Genomic DNA, 20,444 nt, shown 5'->3' with positions numbered 1-20,444 from the left:
TATTTTAATTTAAACAGCTTATCAGCCGCGCAGCGACACTTAATCGCAGGCAAAAAAAATCCCGCTTCAAGCGGGATTATTGATTAAGTATGGCTCAGAGCCAGTTTATAAAACAAATCGGCTTAAATCTTCATCTTCAACCAATTCATCTAAATATTGGTTTACGTACGCAGCATCAATTAATATTGATTCGCCATTACGTTCAGATGCATCATACGAAATCTCTTCCATTAACCTTTCCATCACCGTATGTAAACGACGAGCACCAATGTTTTCTGTTCGCTCATTGACTTGCCAAGCCGCATTTGCAATGCGCTCTATCCCATCTTGTGAAAATTCAATGGTTACGCCTTCTGTCGCCATTAATGCAATATATTGCTCAGTGAGCGACGCATTAGGTTCAGTTAAAATACGAATAAAATCGTCTGCACTTAATGCCTGTAATTCAACTCGAATAGGTAACCGCCCCTGTAATTCAGGGATCAAGTCTGATGGTTTAGCCATTTGGAAAGCACCAGAGGCAATAAACAAAATATGATCAGTTTTAACCATGCCGTGTTTAGTCGTGACTGTACTCCCTTCAATTAATGGCAGTAAATCACGTTGCACGCCTTCACGAGACACATCGGGGCCAGAGGTATCACCACGTTTACAAATTTTGTCAATTTCATCAATAAACACGATACCATTTTGCTCTACAGCATAAATCGCCGCTTCTTTTAAATCTTCAGGGTTAACTAAACGCTGTGCTTCTTCTTCTATTAATAATTTGAACGCATCTTTAACTTTTAACTTACGCGATTTTGTTTCTTTACCCGACATATTTTGAAACATACTTTGTAATTGATTAGTCATGTCTTCCATCCCAGGAGGCGCCATGATCTCAACACCCACTTGTGGCGCAGCAACATCAATTTCAATTTCTTTATCGTCTAGCTGACCTTCACGTAATTTTTTACGGAATATTTGACGGGTATTTGAATCATCAACTTTTTCAGTCTCGCCAAACGAATTTTGTGGTCGCGGTAATAACGCATCTAACACCCGCTCTTCTGCGGCTTCTTCTGCACGGTGCTTAACTTTTTTCATTTCTTGTTCGCGGGTTAATTTAACCGCGATGTCAGCTAAGTCACGAATAATAGTTTCGACTTCTTTACCCACATAACCCACTTCGGTGAATTTAGTTGCTTCCACTTTTATAAAAGGCGCGTTAGCGAGTTTAGCCAAACGACGTGCTATTTCAGTTTTACCAACCCCTGTTGGGCCGATCATTAAAATATTTTTAGGCGTCACTTCTTGGCGTAATTCTTCATTTAATTGCATACGACGCCAGCGATTTCGCAAAGCAATAGATACGGCTTTTTTAGCTGAGTTTTGGCCGATAATATGATTATTTAATTCGTGAACAATCTCTCTTGGAGTCATCTCAGACATAATTTTCTCTTAAAATTCGTTTTGTTAAATTAGGCTTAATTTATAATTCTTCAATCGTTTGGTTTGTGTTAGTAAAGACACAAATATTACCGGCAATAGTTAAACTTTTTTCAACGATATCAGTTGCACTCAATTCGGTATTATCTAATAGAGCCGTTGCCGCTGCTTGCGCAAAAGGGCCACCCGAACCAATGGCAATTAAATCATTTTCAGGTTGGATCACATCACCATTTCCCGTAATAATTAACGACGACTCTTTATCTGCAACCGCCAATAACGCTTCTAATTTACGTAACATGCGATCAGTGCGCCAATCTTTAGCTAATTCAACCGCTGCACGCAATAAGTGACCTTGGTGTTGTTCTAATTTACTTTCGAAGCGTTCAAATAACGTAAAAGCATCGGCTGTGCCACCGGCAAAACCGGCAATTACTTGATTGTTATATAAGCGACGCACCTTGCGAGCGTTGCCTTTCATTACTGTATTGCCAAGTGAAACTTGACCATCGCCACCCATGGTGACTTTGCCGTTTCGGCGCGCTGATACTATGGTAGTCACGTTATTAAATCCTTGAAATGAAGAGCGTATAAAACAAAAAACGCCCATAAAGAAATGCTATTAGTTCTTTATGGGCGTTTTTTTAATTTTTTCAAGGTGTGTAAATTAAATTACCAATTCCACAACCAAATTTTACAGCCGTTGATTTTATTATCTTGTAAGCGATGTTTATCACGCTCGGCATCACGCTTGGTTTTATAAGGCCCTAAAACCACTCGATGCCACTTTTTACCATTACTGCTATCTGTTACTTTAACTTGTGCATTAATACCTAAAAAGATAACGCGAGCTCGCAGTGCATCAGCCGGTTGAGCTTGTCTAAATGATGCACACTGCATTTGATATTGCTTAGTTGAAATGGCTTTTTCGGGCACATCAACTTTAACTTCTTTCTCTTTCAATTCTTCAATATATTGCCACTGCTCAACAGGCTTTTTAGGCAACGGTTTTTGCACTTTAGGCTTTTCTGTTTTTATAGACTCAACAGGTTCAGGTGCAGCTCCATTAATTGACCATAGTAAATAAGCAAATCCACCAACCAGTGCCACCGTCAAAATAAGGACAAAGATAAGTTTTGCTGAGCTTTTTTTAGGCTCAGGTTTTTTCGTATTAGGCTTTTTAGCCTGCGCGCGACCGCGATTTTTATAATCTCTGGGAGCCATACAACAATTAATTAACTCATATTCGTTATAACAAGACTGTATACCGTCTTATGACAAAATTAAACTAGCCTGCGGTTTTATTTTTATAAAATTCAGGTATTAACGTGCGATCAAAGCGTTTAAGTCACTTCTTGTGGATCAACATCGATAATCCAACGTACCTGACTCATCCCTTTTTGTTTTTCGATTAACTGGCATAACTGTAACATCATGGCATTTAGTTGATTACGCTGTTTAGATTCAAACACCATTAAATAACGGTATTTGCCGGCCCTTTTTTCTTGGGCAGCCGGAAACGCCGGGATCATTTGCACATCGGTATAATGCGACGCAAGATATGGGCGGATCAACTCAGCAACTTGGCGGCAAAACTCAACAACCAAACCACTTTGATGGGCATCAATACGTAAGACAACCCAGTGCTGAAAAGGCGGCAGCAGCATTGCTTGGCGTTCGTGCAATAAATATTGCAACACCGCATCATAATCGCGTGTTGTTAACAACGAAATGATTTCGTGGGTTGGATGATGACTTTGTAATACAACTTGGCCTTTTTTCTCTCCACGGCCGGCTCGCCCAGCAACTTGAATCAGTAACTGCGACATCCGTTCGAGTGCACGAAAATCGGCACTAAATAACGCACTGTCTAAATTAACAACAACCGTTAACGTTAAATCAGGAAAATGATGGCCTTTAGCCAACATCTGCGTGCCAATCAGTAACTGGTGCTTACCTTCTTTTACTTCTTTTAATTTTTGTTCAAGCTCACCTTTTCGTCGAATGTTGTCACGGTCAACCCGTAAAGGTGGCGTATCAGGAAAACGCTCGCCCAACCATTCCTCTAATTTTTCAGTGCCGACGCCCCAATCGATAATTTGTGTTGAGCCACAATAAAAACATTGCCTTGGCACCGCCACAGCATCACCACAATGATGGCATTGCGCTAACCCAGTAGAACGATGATAAGTAAAGTGCGTTTCACAACGCTGACAGTGATAGATCCAACCACATTCATGACACATTAAGGCAGGAGCATAACCACGCCGATTTAGAAAAATTAAAACTTGGTTACCCAGATTTAAATGCTGCGCAATAAGATCAACCACTCGAGGCGCGAGCCCAACTTGCATCGGTTGATCTTTAATATCTAATACAATGGGCGTTGGCGGTTTCGCCAATTTAACACGTTGCTTTAAATAAAGGTGTTGATACTTGCCTGAGCGCGCATTGTGATAGGTTTCTAAAGAAGGCGTTGCCGTACCGAGAACAATAGGAACCGCTTGTAAATGCGCTCGTTTAACTGCGACATCACGCGCGTTATAACGCAAAGAGTCTTGTTGCTTAAAAGACAAGTCATGCTCTTCATCTAAAATTATCAGGCCTAAATCAGTCAAAGGTACCAGTACGGCTGAACGCGTCCCAATAACAATACGAGCTTGGCCCGTTTTAGCTTTCAACCACGCTAAATGACGTTCGGTGTCATTTAATTCAGAATGTAAAACAGCAATTTCACAATCAAAACGTTCAATAAAACGTTGCAATGTTTGGGGTGTTAAACCAATTTCAGGCACCAATACAAGCACTTGTTTTTGTTGCTGTAGCACCTCGGCCATTGCTTGAATATACACTTCGGTTTTACCACTGCCCGTCACACCTTGTAATAAAATAGGTGAAAAGGAGCCGTTTGCCGCAATAATAGCGTCAACAGCCGCTTGCTGCTCGGTTAGCAACTCGTGGGGAGAATCAGTACAATTAACTTGCTTATTGATTAACGGCGCGTCAACTTCACGTTGCTCAATAACCAAATTATCGCGCAAACTATTTAATACGCCACGCGTAAAGCCTGCAGCCAAAATAGCTTTAGTGGTTAAGGGGTTGAGTCGCAATAGCGCATACAGATCTAATTGCTTTTTAGCTTTTTCAGCGATCTTTGCCGTTGTGTTATCACAAATAAACCATAAAGGCTCCGTTGGAATAACCGCAAGTTCGCCCGCTTTTAATTTTTTGGGCAGTAAATTAATAAATGCTTCGCCAGGCGGACATAAATAGTAACGACATAACCATTCACACATATGGATCGAAACCGCATCAAATAATGGCTCATCATCTAAAACGGCGGATATCGTTTTAAGTTTACTCTCTTGCCATTCTGTTGTGCTTGAAAGGCCCAATACCATGCCCATTTTATCATTGCGCCCAAAGGGCACACGCACACGCATACCCACCGCTAAAGAATGTACAAAAGCGTCGGGAATAATATAATCAAAGTAGCGCCGAATAGGCACATTGAGCACGATACGTGCAAATCTATTTTGCATAATGCTTATGATACCAAGGCAATGATGATCATCGCTATCTATACTCTCAACTATTTAACAAGAAAAAACAGGCTATTTGACGATAATTGCTGCGTTTATGAACAATTTAGCTTGAACATACAAGGCTGATCCCTTACTATGCGCGGCCTTATTTATAGGTATTGTGTAAACAAGAATCTATTAAATTCGAATTATTTTAATTAATTTTCACATGGTGTTTGGTCAATTAACGACCATTTAGCGATGTGGCCCAAAGAGGTAATCCCTATGAAAGCTGGAATCCACCCAGAATATAAAGAAATCACTGCAACTTGTTCATGTGGCAGCGTTATCAACACTCGTTCAACTGTTGGTAAAGATTTATACTTAGACGTATGTTCAGAATGTCACCCATTCTATACTGGTAAGCAACGTGTTGTTGATACTGGTGGCCGTGTTGATCGCTTCAAGAAGCGTTTCGGTGCATTATCAAGCAAAAAATAATTGCCTGATTGCCATTAAAAAAGCGCCTTTGGGCGCTTTTTTAGTTTATAGTCCTCTTATTTTATAGTCAAAGCGATCGGGTTTTAGGGGCAGGTTTCTCGTTCCAGACGAAACATAAGTACTTACATCCATGTAAGCAAAGCCGTCAAAGCTACCGCGTCCTGCTCTCGCCCCTTACCTGCATCCATGCAGGCAAGCTTCGAGACGCCATGAGTATATGCTCTACTATGTGATTGGGGCGAGTAAGCGCTGACAATGAACCATAAAACCTGAGCGAGAAGACTATATTCATACCGTTATCATCACTAAATTAAATCGACAGTTAATAAGCTCGGTTATCTATTTAATATTATGGCTTTCACCGCTACACTAAACCTTCATTAAGCAACGTCTATGCGGATCAAAATAAGCACATGCGGTTAACTCTTTTATTTATTCTTTGTTTTTTTTCAACAACCTCATTGGCCAATAAGTGCGCCTCGGCATTTTTTGAACAAACCGAGCAAATAGCCAGTGTAATCGATGGCGATACCGTTCGTTTAAAAGATGGTAATTTGATCCGGTTTATCGGTATTGATACACCAGAGATAAACCATAAAAATTTACCAAAATCTGAACCCTTTGCGCTATCAGCTAAAGATTACTTACAAAAATTAATTGGCCCCAGTAACATTATTCAATTGCGTTACGACAAAGAATTACTCGATGTATACAACCGCATGTTAGCGCATGCATATACTGACAAAGGCGTGAATATTCAAGCCGCGTTATTAGAGCAAGGTTATGCAACACATCAAGTTTATGGTGCCAACGATAAATTTTGGCCATGCTACCGCCAACACGAAAATATAGCGCGGAATCATCAGCGTCATATTTGGGGGCATAAAAAATGGCAGCCAACTCCGGTAAGAATCGGTAATTTAAACTCAAAAAAATACCGTGAATATTACGATACGGTCACCAACGTATGGTCAGATGATAGTGGCACAACCTGGATTGTTTTAAATAAGTTGCTTTATGTGGGCCTAGAACCTGATGATTTAAAAAAACTCAAAGGCGTTAAAATAGATAAAAATCTAATTAATTATAAAATGGTCATTAAAGGCAAACCTTACTTTAAAGCTAGCCATTGGCGAATTTCATTAACTCACCCTTGGCAAATGATTTTACCTAGCGAATTAAATAACGAAAAAGCTGAAAAATAACAAACACTTGCTAGAATTATAAATACGCTATAAGTTCAGATATAAATTTAACACTCGCATCTTGTACCTTATTCGACATTATCGAAACCTAATTAAAAGTACAAAGTCGTTACTCAGCGCTGACCTATGGATTCAACGAAGATTCGATAGAAAGCCAAGCTATACAGGAATTAACAATGACAGACTTCAGACAAAAAGCGCTTGATTACCATGCAAAACCAACGCCGGGTAAAATCAGTATTGAAATAACAAAATCAGCAGAAAGTGCAGCAGACTTAGCTTTAGCTTATAGCCCTGGTGTCGCAGAACCTTGCCGTGAAATCGCGGCCAACCCAGATGAAGCCTACAATTACACCGCCAAAGGTAATTTAGTTGCGGTTATATCAAACGGAACAGCGGTTCTGGGGTTAGGTAATTTAGGTTCATTAGCATCAAAACCCGTCATGGAAGGTAAAGCATTATTGTTCAAGCGCTTTGCTAACTTAGATGCCATTGATATCGAAGTAAAACATCGTACTACTGAAGAGTTCATTAATACGGTAGCCAATATTGCTGACACCTTTGGCGGCATCAATTTAGAAGATATTAAAGCGCCCGAATGTTTTGAAATTGAACAAGAATTAATTAAGCGCTGTAAAATACCGGTATTTCATGATGATCAACATGGTACCGCCATTGTAACCGCAGCTGGCATGTTGAATGCACTCGAAATTCAAGGCAAAAATATTAATGAAGTGATCATAGTGTGCATGGGTGCAGGGGCGGCAGCCGTTGCATGTATGGAATTATTAATTAAATGTGGAGCGCAACGCGAACGTATTTATATGCTCGATCGCAAAGGCGTTATCCATACTCGTCGAGAAGATTTAACCGAACATAAGAAATGCTTTGCCAACAATACTGACCGTCGAACGTTAGAAGATGCCTTAGAAGGCGCAGATGTATTTGTTGGTGTATCCGGCCCTGATGTATTGCCACCAGAAGCCTTGAAGTTGATGGGCGATAATCCAATTGTTTTTGCTTGTTCAAACCCGGATCCTGAAATTAAACCCGAACTCGCACATGCCGTAAGAGACGATTTGATCATGGCAACAGGCCGATCAGATTATCCAAACCAAGTTAATAACGTTTTATGTTTTCCCTTTATTTTTAGGGGGGCGTTAGATGTTAGAGCTAGCTTGATCAACGACGAAATGAAAGTAGCCGCTGTGCATGCCATCAGAGAAATCACCAAAGAACCCGTGCCAGAATCGGTTTTAAAAGCCAGTGGTTCAAGTCACCTTGAGTTTGGCCGTGAATATATAATTCCAAAACCAATGGATCCACGTTTACTTAAACGTGTAGCGAGAGCGGTAGCCGAAGCCGCTGTTGAAACGGGGGTAAGCCTGATTGATTTGCCCGAAAATTACATGTTGTAAACGTTAATTACTGTATCGCTGTTAATTCAACCGATAATAACATCATTAATAATAGTCAGGCTTACTGAGCAAACAGTAAGCCTGACTTTTTTGATATTAGCTCTATTTTTATTGCGATGATTCGGCAAGATAAACCTTAAATACACTTGCCTTAACGTCTTTAAATAATAATATTTTAGTTTTAATCATCTCGTTTCAACATCGAAAGCAATAAAACAAAAAAGCACAACACTAAATTAAATAACGGGATTTGAATGTTAGCAGGCATACTATAAATAATCGCAACCGCAGGAAACCAAATAAGCCAATTAGTGATCACCGTAGTAGGTATCTTCTCTACAAAGAGCTTTCGATTAATAAAAGTCCGTGTCTGTTGCCAATTAAAATGACAATCTTTCCATAAATACGCCACGGTTAAACAAGGGCACGTTAATAAGGCACTAAAGATAAACTGATCGACAGCCGCTTTTTTAGCGATCGTTTGCATATCAACGGCGTCTCCGAACCAAAGACTTTGTTGTTGATAAAAAATGTCAACTAACGCGCCTAATATAGCCCAAACAACAATATAGAAAACAAACTGAAACACAATTTGTTGCTTTATCTTATGCGTCAACCATAAATATAAGCAGGGGATAAAACCACCAAATAGCGCAGTCGAAGCGATGGCAAAATAAATGCCAGCCTCTTGTTTAGCCGCCGCAATATAATTGAATACAAACAGAGCGCTCGGCACATAATAAAAGCAATAGGCTAACGACAAAGCAAAGCCTTGTAAAAAAAAGGCTGGCAACCAATTTTGCTTAAACGCTTGGCGAATATTAAATAATAACGATACAGACATTATGTATTCCTAAAAATAAACACATTCATATAGACCCAAGTCACCTCAAGATGCGAGTTCACTTGAAGTCACTGGGTATACAACTTAGGATATGACTTATTCTAAGCTATTTTAAAGCGGATGAGGTTTATGAGTTTTTGTTTGCTGTCTTTTTATCTCGCACGCTGTCCACTTACCTCTGTTATTTATCCTTGTAATTTATGTCAGAAAGTTCGCCTAGGATTTTCCGCCTAATTTAGCCATATTATTGTTATGCATATTCATCATGCTATTTAGAACTAAATAACGTGTGAATAGATCTACACATCCTAATGATTTCACACACAAAACATAAAATTGAACTAAATTTATAATATGTTTGAAATTAAACACCCGGTGTAATGAGTGACCCCGTATTTTGTCAGGGCACACAAAGGAACATTTAATGCAAAAAAAACAATTGGTGAATAGCTCATTATGCTTAACCGCTTTATTTCTGCCACTTCAGGCACAAGCTCAAGACGATGTTGGCACGATAGAAAGAATTGAAGTGACGGCACAAAAGCGCGTGCAATCACTTCAAGAAGTGCCTATCGCTATTAATGCTTTTGATGCCCAATTTTTGCAAACCTTTCAATTGACCGAAACCGATCAAATAACGCAATTCTCCGCCAATGTTAATGCGACTAATGCGGCAGGAGGCATGCCCAATTACTTCATCCGCGGTGTAGGGATGGATGATATTAATTTATCATCTATTTCTGCCGTCGGCATTTACCTTGATGACGTGGCTATAACCAACCCAATGGCGGCTAAGTTTTCGTTATTTGATATTCAACGGGTGGAAGTGCTTAAAGGCCCACAAAATACGCTATTAGGCAAAAATACCAGTGGCGGAGCCATGGTTTTTCATAGCGTGCAACCCTCATTAGATACACCCGACGATAATTATGTACGTTTGGGTTTAGGTAATTATGCTTATAAACAATTAGAAGGTGCTTTTGGTAAAACAATTAATAAAAATACCGCCTTTCGTGTATCCGCTTTTAAGCAACAACGAGATGGTTTTACGCGCTCTGCAGAATCAACGAATAACACGGAATTTAATGATCTCGATACACAAGGCATTCGATTGCAGTTATTGCACCAATTTAATTCAGCATTTAAAGCACATTTAAATATACATGCCGGGGAACAAAATCAAATCACGGCGGTGCGTAAAGTCATGTTACCCGCACAAAACCAAGAGCGAATTGATCTGGCTCAACACGATATTTTTTCAATCAATAGTGCTTTAATTAACCCCGTTAATGATATAGACACATCGGGGATCACATTAAAATTGACCTATGAATTTCCTTTATTTGATCTGATCTCTATATCCACATATGACGAAGTTGAATCAAAAAGAATGGATGATTGGGGTGCGCAAAGCACACCCGCGGGTGTATGGGCATTAATTACTTATAACAGCACGAATACCGAACACACAACGCAAGAATTTCAATTAATATCCAATAAATCACAAAAGCTGAACTGGCTTGCCGGCGCATTATATTCATCAGAACAAGGTGATTTGTTGCAAGCTGCCTATATTGATCCGGTCGGTCAAGGTCGACCGGATGATGCGATCCAAGATGCTGGGTTAGGCCCTTTGTTCGATCGCGGTGCTTGGCTTGAGCAAAATATAAAAACGTATTCTATTTATGCACAGGCCGACTATCAATATTCGCATAAAATAAATATTAATGCGGGCTACCGATGGAGCCGACAATCATTATCCCCAACGGTAAATGCAACCGGTATGATGATGGATGACCCAAACCAACCCTTCCCACTTGGAACATTAGGCTGGTATAGCTTAGGTAATGATAATTTTGATATTTATCGTGACTATGCCGGTTTTGATACCATGACAAGGTTTATACAAGCCAACAACGGCGTGCCGGCCGCAAAAAGCATTAATAAGCAATTTAATGAATGGGGTGGAAAGTTAGGTTTTAATTATCAATATTCTCAAGCGATTATGGCTTATAGTAGTTTATCGAGAGGATACAAAATGGGATCGGTTAATTCTAACCCGACCACCGCAACATTTAGCAGCTTGTTAGATAAAGTAGTCACACCAGAAAAATTAACCACTCTCGAATTTGGGATTAAAAGTGATTGGCTACAGCAAAAATTACGGATAAATGCGGCTTTGTTTTTTAACCAATGGCAAGATTATCAATATTTTATGGTTTCAAACCCTGGCGCACCAAACCAATTATTTGCCACTTTAGTTAATGTACCGGAAGCTAAATCACAAGGTATAGAAATTGATACCACATGGGCAGTGCTAAATAACACCTTACTTTATGCAAACGTGAGCACCTTACACAGCGAAATCACCAACGATAAAATAAACACACAAGGCGTACCTGACGCTAATTTAGCCTCTTTTACCAGCCAAGTTAAAAATGGTAATGAATTAACAAACGCCCCAAAATTCACTTATAATTTAGGCATTAAACATTATTTAACAAGTGCTTGGGGAGACGTAACGTTAAATGCAAACTATCATTATATCGCAGCTCATCCACACCAAATCCAAGGTCGTAATTCAGATGCATGGTATTATAATTTTAGCGAAGGCTCGGTCGGGTTATTCAATCTAAATGCCCAGCTTGAATTTGGATCCGAATCACAATACAGAGTCGCGGTATGGAGCAAAAACGTAACGAATGAGCAATATTGTAATGAACGCAACGCGATACCCGGCACCAACACCGAAACAATACGTTTATGCAACCAAGCCGATCCAATGACTTTGGGCGTGAACTTTAATTTGATTTTCTAATGCTTAATACGCCCAAAAATTTAATCATAAAAGCATGGGGATACGCTATTCTCGTTTTTTTATGTGGCAGTGCGCTGACATTTTATTTATACCAAACGGTCGCAAAAAGTGAATATGAACGTGCACGCCAGAATATTGAAAACAGAGCGAATGCACAAGCCATCGATATTGAAGCTGAATTAAAACGTCGCTATTTGCAAATTAGCTCTGTCGGTAATATGTTCGCCAGTGCCAAATGGGTTTCTTATAGTGAATTCAATGATTTAATTACACTGGTATATGAAGACTTTCCTAACGACCGACGCGTAACTTGGTTGGCTAAAATACCTTATCGCTTAAAAGATGACTACCAAGATAAAATTCGAACAAACCCTGAGCCCTTATTTAAAAACTTTCATTTTTTCAATTACAAAAATAAAGTCGTTGAACCTTTGGATTCAAATATTGAAATGATTAATGCGGTGATCTATACCTTTCCTGAAAAAAGCACACCTCATTTTTTGGGCCGAAACATAGGTGCACATTCTCCCATTATGAAGCAATTTAAATATGCTTTAAACAGAACCACCGCAACGGTCAGCGAGATAACCTTAGCCCCTCCCCCAGCCGATAAATCACCGATTTTTTTGATCTTTATCCCTGTCATCAAGCCCGATGTCTCTGGTTTAGTTTTATCATCTAACTTTATTTCAAGCTCATTTATCAATACAACCTATAGTAACAATATCAATCCCTTTACTTACATATTGGTAGACCATAAAAATAACCATTACCTCTATCCTGATGACCAGCTTGTAATTGCAGATAAAGCAAAACAACACGTTAAGCACAATAGTGCGGAAAATTTAACCTTTGAATACGATATAGATTTTGTCGATAAAAAATGGCAACTGCACTTAATCACCCAAGGAGATGTAAAGCCGGTTACCAGTACAATCATCAAGGTGCTTGTGGCTTGTGGCAGTTTTATTACTTTAATTTTAACGTATTTAGCCTACTCAATGACGACGCGACAATTGTATTTACAAGAATTAGTAGATGAGCAAACTGAACGTTTAAGTGAAGCTTTACATTTATTAGGCAATCAAAAGGATAAATTAAAAGAACAAAACACGGCGCTCGAAGATGCGGTGGTAAAAGCCAATGCGGCAGTTGAGGCTAAAGCTAACTTTTTAGCCAATATGAGTCATGAAATACGCACGCCTATGAATGGCGTTATTGGTATGGCAAATCTTTGTCGGCAAACTCAGCTCACGCCTCAGCAAGATGATTATTTAAGTAAAATTCAAATTTCTGCGAGTCATTTAACAACCGTGATCAATGATATTTTAGATTTTTCTAAAATAGAATCGGGTAAATTAACACTCGAACATCATCCTTTTTCAATTTATTCCATCATTGACAGCATTAAAGCCACTTTAGGCAACCTCGCTGAAAGCAAAAAAATAGCACTGTATTTTGAACTTGAAGAGGGGTTATTTTGTGACCTGATTGGTGATTGTGTAAGAGTTAATCAAGTGCTTATTAACTTGTGCTCAAATGCGATCAAATTTACCAATAAAGGTTCTGTTACTGTGCGCATTTCAGCCGTGAGAATAACCACCGAAAATGAAAATAATAATCGTTTATATACATATCATTTTTCGGTTGAAGATACGGGCATTGGTATAAAACCCGATAAATTAGAAAGCCTATTTGATGCTTTTACCCAAGCAGATACAACAACAACACGGCAATATGGCGGTACAGGCCTCGGTTTAAGTATTAGTCAAAAGCTATGTCATATTATGCAAGGTAATATTGCAGTTGAAAGTGTAATAGATGAAGGAAGCTGCTTTACTGCCAGCATGAATTTGCAGCTCAACAATAATGTTATCACCTCTAGCAGTAACAATCTGCAATTGCCAAATAATATCAATATTTTAGCTATTGACGACAACCCTATTGCATTGGAAATTATTCATTTTCAATTGAGTAATATGGGAGCAAACGTTACCTGCGTATCAAGTGCAGAGCAAGCTTTGATTTATTTTGATGACTCAAATCGTTATAATTTAATTATACTCGATTGGACAATGCCCAAAATGGGCGGTCACGAGTTTTTACAAAAAATGAAGCAATTGAATTTAAACAACATCCCCCCTGTAATTGTCTTAAGTGCTTACAGCCGAGACATTATTAATACGGATACAGAACGTCAATTGATTTACCGCATTCTTCAAAAACCCTGCCCCGATCATATCATTTTTGATGCCATATCTCAGGCTGTAGAGGGTGCAGAAACACCACTCACTCAACATCAAAAACCTTTGCAAAATCTTGCTGTATTAGTTGCTGAAGACAATGAAATAAACCAACAAATCATTCAAGAAATATTAAAACAGCAGGGCGCTCATGTTACGCTGGTTAATAATGGTCTTGAGTGCATTAAGGCAGTGCAAAACAATAACCATTGGGATGTTATTTTAATGGATATACAAATGCCGGTTATGGACGGTATTACAGCAACTAAGCAGATTAGAAATGAGCTGCAGCTGACTGAACTCCCCATAGTCGCTTTAACGGCTAACGTAATGGCGCAAGACGTAACGATTTACTTAGAATCAGGTATGAATGCTCATTTATGTAAACCGATAGAGATAGACAAAGTAATACAAACGTTGCAAGCCTTGCTTACAAATAAAATAGAATAAAGTGTTTTACAACAATACACATCTTGATTGCACTTGAAATAATACTTAGACTTTTTCCATTAACTTTTGTGTGGTGTTTTTTAAACGTTGAGCTAAGCCTTCAATTAAACGCAATGCAATGCCATTGTTGTCTTTAATTAAGTTTCTAAATTTTTCTTCATTATAAGCCAATAAACTCACATCGGTTTTGGCAACCGCAGTACAAGAGCGAACATCGTCAGTTAATAATGCCATCTCACCTAAGAACTCACCACTGTGTAATGTGGCAACATCAACCACAACACCATTTTTTTCTTTCGTTAAGGCTATTTCACCACTACTAATCACGAACATTTGACGGCCTTTTTCACCTTCGATAAATAAGGTCTGCCCTTTCCTTAACTCAATTATGTTTTCCATCTAACTTCACTTCTTTACTAACATTGCGGCAATTTTAAGCATATATGTCTAAAAACAAAAGCCTTTAAGTCGAGTTTATGCGTTAACGCAATGAATTTAACTAATTAAATCGCTACACTGTGACTTAGTTAAAAAAAGCAGGAATATATAAATGGCCAATGATGTAAAAAGCGCTGATATCACCAATGTGTTGGCACCAACAAATTTACTCCACGATGAGATAAGTCAAATAAATAAACTTTACGAAATTATTATCGAGTTTTTTGCTAATTATAGCTTTCAGCTTATTGGCGCGATTATTATCTTTTTTATTGGTTACGCACTGTCAAATAAGGTCGGCCGCTTTGTGCTTGCACTCTGTTTACGGCAGAAACTAGATGTCACCTTGAGCCACTTTTTATCAAATACGGCAAAAATGGTGTTAGTTGGTTTAGTCATTGTCATTTCGCTTGGTAAATTAGGCATTAGTATCACGCCTATTATTGCAGCAATTGGTGCAGTGTCTTTGGGGGCAGGCTTAGCATTACAAGGCTTACTTGCTAACTATGCGGCCGGCTTTAATATTATATTAATTAGACCTTTCGTCGTTGGTGACACGATTACCGTACAAGGCGTGACGGGAGTCGTTAAAGAAGTGTTGTTGGCTTATACTATTTTACAAGATGAAGACAATGTCGACATTACGATTCCAAATAAACATATTGTTGGAGAAGTGCTACATAACTCGAAAAACGATTCACTGCTCGAATTATCTGTCGGTATTGCTTACCGTCATAATCCGCTGGATGTGGTTAAGTTAATCGAAAAGTCGATTAATGACTTAGGGATCGCAAGTGAAAAACGCACACCTCAAATCGGGATTGGGGAATTTGCTGACTCGTCAATTAATATTGAAATAAGATTATGGACACCAACAGAGAATTTATTTGCGTCAAAGTACCAAGCGTATGAAGCGATTTATTTAACACTTAAAGAAGCTAATATTTCGATACCTTTCCCACAACGTGAAGTACATTTAATTAAACAATAAATAATTCACCCTAATAGGTTAAAATAATTAAACAACGTCGTTCATATACGTATAAAGTTAAAGAGATAATATTACTTGACCTTACCTCATCTTTTTATTTTCTTGCTAGGTTATTTGGTTTTGCCATTGGCTCATGGGCAAACCGTAAAGGTGGCTGTTGCGTCTAATTTTATCGCGCCGATGAAACACATTATTCGTGAATTTAAAAAAGAGAACGGCCATCATATTTCAACAGCCTATGGGTCTTCAGGCAAATTTTATGCGCAAATAAAAAACGGGGCTCCTTTTGATGTTTTTTTATCCGCTGACCAACATAAAATTCAAACTTTAGAAAACGAACACTTAATCGTTACCGGTACTCGATTCACCTATGCAATTGGCACTCTTGCTTTATGGTCGAACAACACACAATTTCAGCCGGTTAATTTAGCAATATTAACCAATAATAAGTTCGATAAGTTAGCACTCGCCAACCCTAAAATAGCACCATACGGCCAAGCGGCATTAGACGTTATCAATAGCTTAAATTTATCGACAGCAAGCGCAAAAAAATGGGTTCAAGGTGAAAATATTGCGCAAACTTATCAGTTTATTAGTAGCGGTAACGCTGAAGTCGGTTTTGTGGCTTTATCCCAAGTGATGCAACAAAGACAAAATACACCACACTCTGTGTTTATTATCCCTAAACAACTGTATCGCCCTATTTTACAAGATGCTGCATTATTAAGTCGAGGCCAAAACAACCAAGCTGCTCTCGATTTTTTAGCCTTTATACGATCCGATAAAGTGACTGCAATCATCGAATCTTACGGTTACCATCAGCCACAAAACATATCACTTTCGGAGTCGCACCAATGAATTTATCAAATGACGATTTTGATGCTATAGGGTTAACATTACGTTTAGCCAGTACCGTGACCCTAATTTTATTAATCATAGGGACACCCATTGCTTGGTGGTTAGCACGTACTCACTCTAGCTGGAAAGGCTTTATTAGTGCACTCGTCGCAATGCCGCTTATACTGCCACCGACAGTCATTGGTTTTTACTTATTAATCGCGATGGGCCCCAATGGTTATATAGGCCAGTTAACCCAAAGTTTAGGACTTGGTATATTACCTTTCACCTTTTGGGGATTAGTGATTGCATCCGTATTCTACTCATTGCCCTTTGTAGTTCAGCCCATTCAAAATGCAATTGAAGCAATAGGGAAGCGACCGTTAGAAGTTGCAGCTACTTTACGAGCAAGTCCATTTGATCGTTTTTTTAGTGTAGTTTTACCCATAGCCAAACCGGGTTTTATGACGGCGGCTGTTTTAGGCTTTGCGCACACGGTTGGCGAGTTTGGGATTGTCTTAATGATAGGCGGGAATATTCCAAATGAAACCCGTGTCATTTCGGTCCAAATTTATGATCATGTTGAGGCACTTGAATACGCTCAAGCACATTATCTTTCTGCCATTATGGTACTTTTTTCATTTTTTGCCTTGCTGAGCATATATACACTCCAACGCAAACAAGTCTCAATGAACATATCAAACGAGAGACAAGGCTAAAACATAATGCAACAGCAAGACATTATTGTTCGTTTTAAAACGAGCCAAAAACATTTCACCTTAAATGTAGATGTTAAGCTCCCGGCTAGGGGGATCACCGCTATATGGGGCCAATCAGGCTCAGGAAAAACAACATTACTACGCTGCATTGCCGGTTTAGAAAAAGCACAGCAAGGCATGTTTAAGATAAATAATCAAGAATGGCAAAATGCTAACTTATTTTTACCCACTCATAAACGACCATTTGGCTATGTGTTTCAAGAAGCCAGTCTGTTTCCGCATTTGACAGCACAAGAAAATTTAGACTACGCGATAAAAAGAGCCCCGGCTAAGACAAGCCAAGACACTTATGACAAAATTTTAGCCATTATGGGGATTGAAAATATCCTCAATCGCCATCCTCAACACCTATCCGGTGGCGAAAGACAACGAGTAGCTATTGCTCGTGCATTGCTTATACAGCCACAATTATTATTAATGGATGAGCCGCTAGCTTCACTTGATCACAAACGTAAAACCGAAATCATGCCTTATTTGGAGCAGCTTAATTTACATTTTGATATTCCTATCCTTTACGTCAGTCACTCGATAGATGAAGTCGCGAGGTTAGCCGATCATATCGTAGCCCTTGAAAATGGCCATGTTATCGCCCAAGGAGGTCTACTTGAAGTGCTTTCAAAAATTGATTCGCCACTTGATATAGGTGAAAAAACCGGGGCGATTATTGAAGGTAAAATAGTAGAGAAAGATAGTACGTGGCATTTAGCCGCGATTAACTTAGCTAATAATAAATTTTGGTTTAGAGATAACGGCGAAGCATTAAATAAGACAGTACGCCTACGGATCTTAGCGCGTGATGTCAGCATTGCGTTATCTCAACACCAAGATTCAAGCATAACCAATAAGCTACCCGCTGTTATATCCGATATTGTAGCCGATCAAAAAGATGTGTCGATGTCTTTGGTTCAGCTCGAGATAGACCCAGGGCAGCTCATAGCCCGGATCTCAAATAAATCGATAAATACGCTTAGCCTAAATAAAGGCTCAACAGTATGGGCGCAAATAAAATCCGCAGCTGTAGTTAATTAACGAGGAATAAATGAAGCATTCAAGTCGATCGCTAAAACTTTAGATTTACGCTGGTAATTATACAATTGTTGTTTTTTTTCAGGTAAATCTGACACGTCTCTAAATTCAAATCCATGCTCAAGAAACCAGTGGATACTCGTTGTCGTTAGAGCAAATAAGGTTTTATATTTGAGTTTACGAGCCGTTGAAATTATGTACTTAAGCAATAAACTCCCTCTATCAGCATCTCGATATTCAGGGTGTACAGCTAAGCAAGCAAATTCGGCAACATTTTCATCTTCAAAAGGATAAAATGCGGCACAACCAATCACTAAGCCATCTCTTTCAATAACAACAAATTGATTAACTTCCATTTCAAGTTGCTCACGTGAACGTCGAACCAACACGCCTTGCTGCTCCAAAGGCCGTATTAAATTTAAGATACCACCAATGTCATTAATATTTGCAAAGCGTAGCTGCTCAGAAGGCTCCATCGCGATTTGTGTACCAATACCATCGCGTGAAAACAGTTCTTGCAATAATGAACCATTAATCGTGCTGCTCACTAAATGGCATCGGCTAACCCCCGCTTTACAAGAGGCGATTCCGGCTCTTAAAAACGTACGCAGAGCAAAATTTTCATTAGGCGTGTCTTCGGTTATTGTCGATAGAAATTTTTCAGCTTGTGAAGGTAACAGCTCAGGGATCACTTCACCATCAACGCCCAAAATGCCATCCGTTGTTGTAAAGCCAATTAACTTATCAGCTTTGAGCTTTATCGCGACTTGGCTAGCGATTTCTTCTGTTGTTAAATTAAAACTTTCACCGGTAATAGAAACAGCTACAGGGCCGATCAAAACAATACCGTTATGATTAAGCTGTCTTTCAATCCCGTTAACATCAATACGCCTGATACGACCACTGTGACAATAATCAACACCATCAACCACACCTAGTGGTTGAGCAATAATGAAGTTACCGCTGACCACATTGATTTGAGCATTGTGCATTGGCGTATTTGACAAGCTCATTGAAAGCCTAGCCGTAATATCCAGTTGCAAGCTTCCTGCCACTTGTTTTATAACAGAAAACGATTCATCATCGGTCACTCGAACATTTTGATAATATTCAACTTGATGACCAATTTTGTCTAATTGATGATTAATTTGTGGACGCGCACCATAAACCAGCACAATTTTAATGCCTAAACTATTCAGCAAAGCAATGTCATTAATAATATCGCGAAAGCTCGCTTGTTGAACCGCTTCGCCAGCAAGCATAATCACAAATGTCTTACCGCGATGGGCATTAACGTATGGAGCCGACTGGCGGAAACCTTCGACTAATTCATTAGAGCGTTCATTCACAATACGATCCAGTATTAAATTTAAACTTCAGATATTCAGTTAAACTAACTCGATAGATTAACGACGAGTAGATAACTAAATAATAATAATCTTTCAATTATGCCTGTGATTAAATAAATGCTGAAATAATTATTTAAACTTTATAAGCCCTATCCCCTATATAGAGTCGGAGCTTAATATTAAGAAAATAGATTGGGATCAAAAAGAGAAGGTAGCAATCAGGAAGGAAAAGCGTGATAACGGATATCATGAGTCAGTGTGTCGGTAGGCATTCAAGCGAGCTAATTTGCAACCCGTGGCTTAATCCACTAAACCAAAAAAAACCAAACGCCAGATACAACAAAGCCCAGTCATAAACTGGGCTTCATCTTAATAAGTGCCTGACAGTGTGCTACTCTCACATGGGAACTCCCACACTACCATCGCCGCTATTGTGTTTCACTACTGAGTTCGAGATGGGTTCAGGTGGGGCCACAATGCTATTGCCGTCAGGCGTAAAATCGTCAATCAAAAACAAAAAAGTAAATATTCATCAAATCTTTAGCTAAAAACAAAACACTCAAATTATCCAAAGCCACATTGGCGTTGTA

16 protein-coding genes and 1 rRNA gene are annotated in these 20,444 nt (G+C 39.0%); 9 read left to right on the top strand and 8 right to left on the bottom strand.

The window, feature by feature from the left end:
- Positions 1-105: 105 nt before the first annotated feature.
- The 4 genes from hslU to priA form a co-directional block, all read right to left on the bottom strand.
- Positions 106-1,434: an ATP-dependent protease ATPase subunit HslU gene (hslU, locus tag DPX34_RS20835; protein WP_111980352.1), complete on the bottom strand. Its 1,329-nt coding sequence runs from the start codon at positions 1,432-1,434 to the stop codon at positions 106-108.
- A gap of 40 nt (positions 1,435-1,474) precedes the next feature.
- Complete coding sequence (gene hslV, locus DPX34_RS20830) at positions 1,475-1,993, bottom strand: ATP-dependent protease subunit HslV (RefSeq protein WP_111980354.1); 519 nt, start codon at positions 1,991-1,993, stop codon at positions 1,475-1,477.
- A gap of 110 nt (positions 1,994-2,103) precedes the next feature.
- Positions 2,104-2,655, bottom strand: a complete 552-nt coding sequence (locus DPX34_RS20825) for an SPOR domain-containing protein (RefSeq protein ID WP_111980351.1) — start codon at positions 2,653-2,655, stop codon at positions 2,104-2,106.
- Positions 2,656-2,774: 119 nt separating this feature from the next.
- Positions 2,775-4,973, bottom strand: coding sequence for a primosomal protein N' (gene priA / locus DPX34_RS20820; protein WP_111980350.1), 2,199 nt, complete (start codon positions 4,971-4,973; stop codon positions 2,775-2,777).
- 267 nt (positions 4,974-5,240) lie between these two features.
- Between priA and rpmE the strand changes: the two genes are divergently transcribed.
- The 3 genes from rpmE (at position 5,241) to DPX34_RS20805 (ending at position 8,079) form a co-directional block, all read left to right on the top strand.
- Entirely contained in the window at positions 5,241-5,456 is a 216-nt protein-coding gene (gene rpmE / locus DPX34_RS20815; RefSeq protein ID WP_111980349.1) for a 50S ribosomal protein L31, read from the top strand.
- 413 nt (positions 5,457-5,869) lie between these two features.
- Entirely contained in the window at positions 5,870-6,661 is a 792-nt protein-coding gene (locus tag DPX34_RS20810; protein ID WP_111980348.1) for a thermonuclease family protein, read from the top strand.
- A gap of 176 nt (positions 6,662-6,837) precedes the next feature.
- Complete coding sequence (locus DPX34_RS20805) at positions 6,838-8,079, top strand: malic enzyme-like NAD(P)-binding protein (RefSeq protein ID WP_111980347.1); 1,242 nt, start codon at positions 6,838-6,840, stop codon at positions 8,077-8,079.
- A 181-nt stretch (positions 8,080-8,260) separates the two neighbouring features.
- Here the strand turns inward: DPX34_RS20805 and DPX34_RS20800 are convergent, their stop codons facing one another.
- The gene (locus tag DPX34_RS20800) at positions 8,261-8,923 is read right to left on the bottom strand and encodes a hypothetical protein (protein WP_111980346.1); all 663 of its coding nucleotides are present in this window, start codon (positions 8,921-8,923) and stop codon (positions 8,261-8,263) included.
- A gap of 424 nt (positions 8,924-9,347) precedes the next feature.
- Here DPX34_RS20800 and DPX34_RS20795 point away from each other — a divergent pair, with 424 nt between their 5' ends.
- Together DPX34_RS20795 and DPX34_RS20790 are read left to right on the top strand one after the other, a co-directional pair.
- Positions 9,348-11,741 (top strand): TonB-dependent receptor, encoded by a 2,394-nt coding sequence (locus tag DPX34_RS20795; RefSeq protein WP_111980345.1) that lies wholly within the window; start codon positions 9,348-9,350, stop codon positions 11,739-11,741.
- A complete protein-coding gene (locus DPX34_RS20790) occupies positions 11,741-14,434 on the top strand; it encodes a response regulator (RefSeq protein WP_111980344.1) in 2,694 nt (897 codons plus the stop codon). The genes DPX34_RS20795 and DPX34_RS20790 overlap by 1 nt, the downstream gene beginning before the upstream one ends.
- Before the next feature lie 45 nt (positions 14,435-14,479).
- On the opposite strand, the gene DPX34_RS20785 is transcribed toward DPX34_RS20790, so the two are convergent.
- Positions 14,480-14,833, bottom strand: coding sequence for a cyclic nucleotide-binding domain-containing protein (locus DPX34_RS20785; RefSeq protein WP_111980343.1), 354 nt, complete (start codon positions 14,831-14,833; stop codon positions 14,480-14,482).
- Positions 14,834-14,984: 151 nt separating this feature from the next.
- On the opposite strand from DPX34_RS20785, the gene DPX34_RS20780 reads away from it, so the two are divergent.
- The 4 genes from DPX34_RS20780 to modC all read left to right on the top strand — a co-directional run bounded on the left by DPX34_RS20780 (position 14,985) and on the right by modC (position 18,508).
- Positions 14,985-15,863 carry a mechanosensitive ion channel family protein gene (locus tag DPX34_RS20780; protein ID WP_111980342.1) on the top strand — a complete coding sequence of 293 codons (879 nt, stop codon included), beginning with the start codon at positions 14,985-14,987 and terminating at the stop codon, positions 15,861-15,863.
- A 120-nt stretch (positions 15,864-15,983) separates the two neighbouring features.
- Positions 15,984-16,721: a molybdate ABC transporter substrate-binding protein gene (modA, locus tag DPX34_RS20775; protein ID WP_198673775.1), complete on the top strand. Its 738-nt coding sequence runs from the start codon at positions 15,984-15,986 to the stop codon at positions 16,719-16,721.
- On the top strand, positions 16,718-17,419 hold the full coding sequence (gene modB / locus DPX34_RS20770; RefSeq protein ID WP_111980341.1) for a molybdate ABC transporter permease subunit: 702 nt from the start codon (positions 16,718-16,720) through the stop codon (positions 17,417-17,419). The genes modA and modB overlap by 4 nt, the downstream gene beginning before the upstream one ends.
- Positions 17,420-17,425: 6 nt before the next feature.
- Positions 17,426-18,508, top strand: coding sequence for a molybdenum ABC transporter ATP-binding protein (gene modC, locus DPX34_RS20765; RefSeq protein WP_111980340.1), 1,083 nt, complete (start codon positions 17,426-17,428; stop codon positions 18,506-18,508).
- Here the strand turns inward: modC and argA are convergent.
- Positions 18,505-19,854, bottom strand: a complete 1,350-nt coding sequence (gene argA, locus DPX34_RS20760; RefSeq protein WP_111980339.1) for an amino-acid N-acetyltransferase — start codon at positions 19,852-19,854, stop codon at positions 18,505-18,507. The two genes, modC and argA, sit on opposite strands and share 4 nt — an antisense overlap.
- Before the next feature lie 378 nt (positions 19,855-20,232).
- A 5S ribosomal RNA gene (rrf, locus tag DPX34_RS20755) occupies positions 20,233-20,347 on the bottom strand.
- Positions 20,348-20,444 lie beyond the last annotated feature (97 nt).

Origin of the sequence: Algibacillus agarilyticus (assembly GCF_003286125.1) — a bacterium.
Classification (GTDB): domain Bacteria; phylum Pseudomonadota; class Gammaproteobacteria; order Enterobacterales; family Alteromonadaceae; genus Algibacillus; species Algibacillus agarilyticus.
Note: the sequence above shows the minus strand (reverse complement) of the source record. Positions and strands in the feature narration are given on the sequence as shown.

Coding starts and splice junctions, on each gene's coding strand:
- rpmE (WP_111980349.1), top strand. CDS start 5,241: ATGAAAGCTGGAATCCACCCAGAATATAAAGAAATCACTGCAACTTGT.
- hslU (WP_111980352.1), bottom strand. CDS start 1,434: ATGTCTGAGATGACTCCAAGAGAGATTGTTCACGAATTAAATAATCAT.
- modC (WP_111980340.1), top strand. CDS start 17,426: ATGCAACAGCAAGACATTATTGTTCGTTTTAAAACGAGCCAAAAACAT.
- DPX34_RS20785 (WP_111980343.1), bottom strand. CDS start 14,833: ATGGAAAACATAATTGAGTTAAGGAAAGGGCAGACCTTATTTATCGAA.
- DPX34_RS20810 (WP_111980348.1), top strand. CDS start 5,870: ATGCGGTTAACTCTTTTATTTATTCTTTGTTTTTTTTCAACAACCTCA.
- DPX34_RS20800 (WP_111980346.1), bottom strand. CDS start 8,923: ATGTCTGTATCGTTATTATTTAATATTCGCCAAGCGTTTAAGCAAAAT.
- DPX34_RS20780 (WP_111980342.1), top strand. CDS start 14,985: ATGGCCAATGATGTAAAAAGCGCTGATATCACCAATGTGTTGGCACCA.
- modB (WP_111980341.1), top strand. CDS start 16,718: ATGAATTTATCAAATGACGATTTTGATGCTATAGGGTTAACATTACGT.
- DPX34_RS20795 (WP_111980345.1), top strand. CDS start 9,348: ATGCAAAAAAAACAATTGGTGAATAGCTCATTATGCTTAACCGCTTTA.
- DPX34_RS20790 (WP_111980344.1), top strand. CDS start 11,741: ATGCTTAATACGCCCAAAAATTTAATCATAAAAGCATGGGGATACGCT.
- priA (WP_111980350.1), bottom strand. CDS start 4,973: ATGCAAAATAGATTTGCACGTATCGTGCTCAATGTGCCTATTCGGCGC.
- DPX34_RS20805 (WP_111980347.1), top strand. CDS start 6,838: ATGACAGACTTCAGACAAAAAGCGCTTGATTACCATGCAAAACCAACG.
- DPX34_RS20825 (WP_111980351.1), bottom strand. CDS start 2,655: ATGGCTCCCAGAGATTATAAAAATCGCGGTCGCGCGCAGGCTAAAAAG.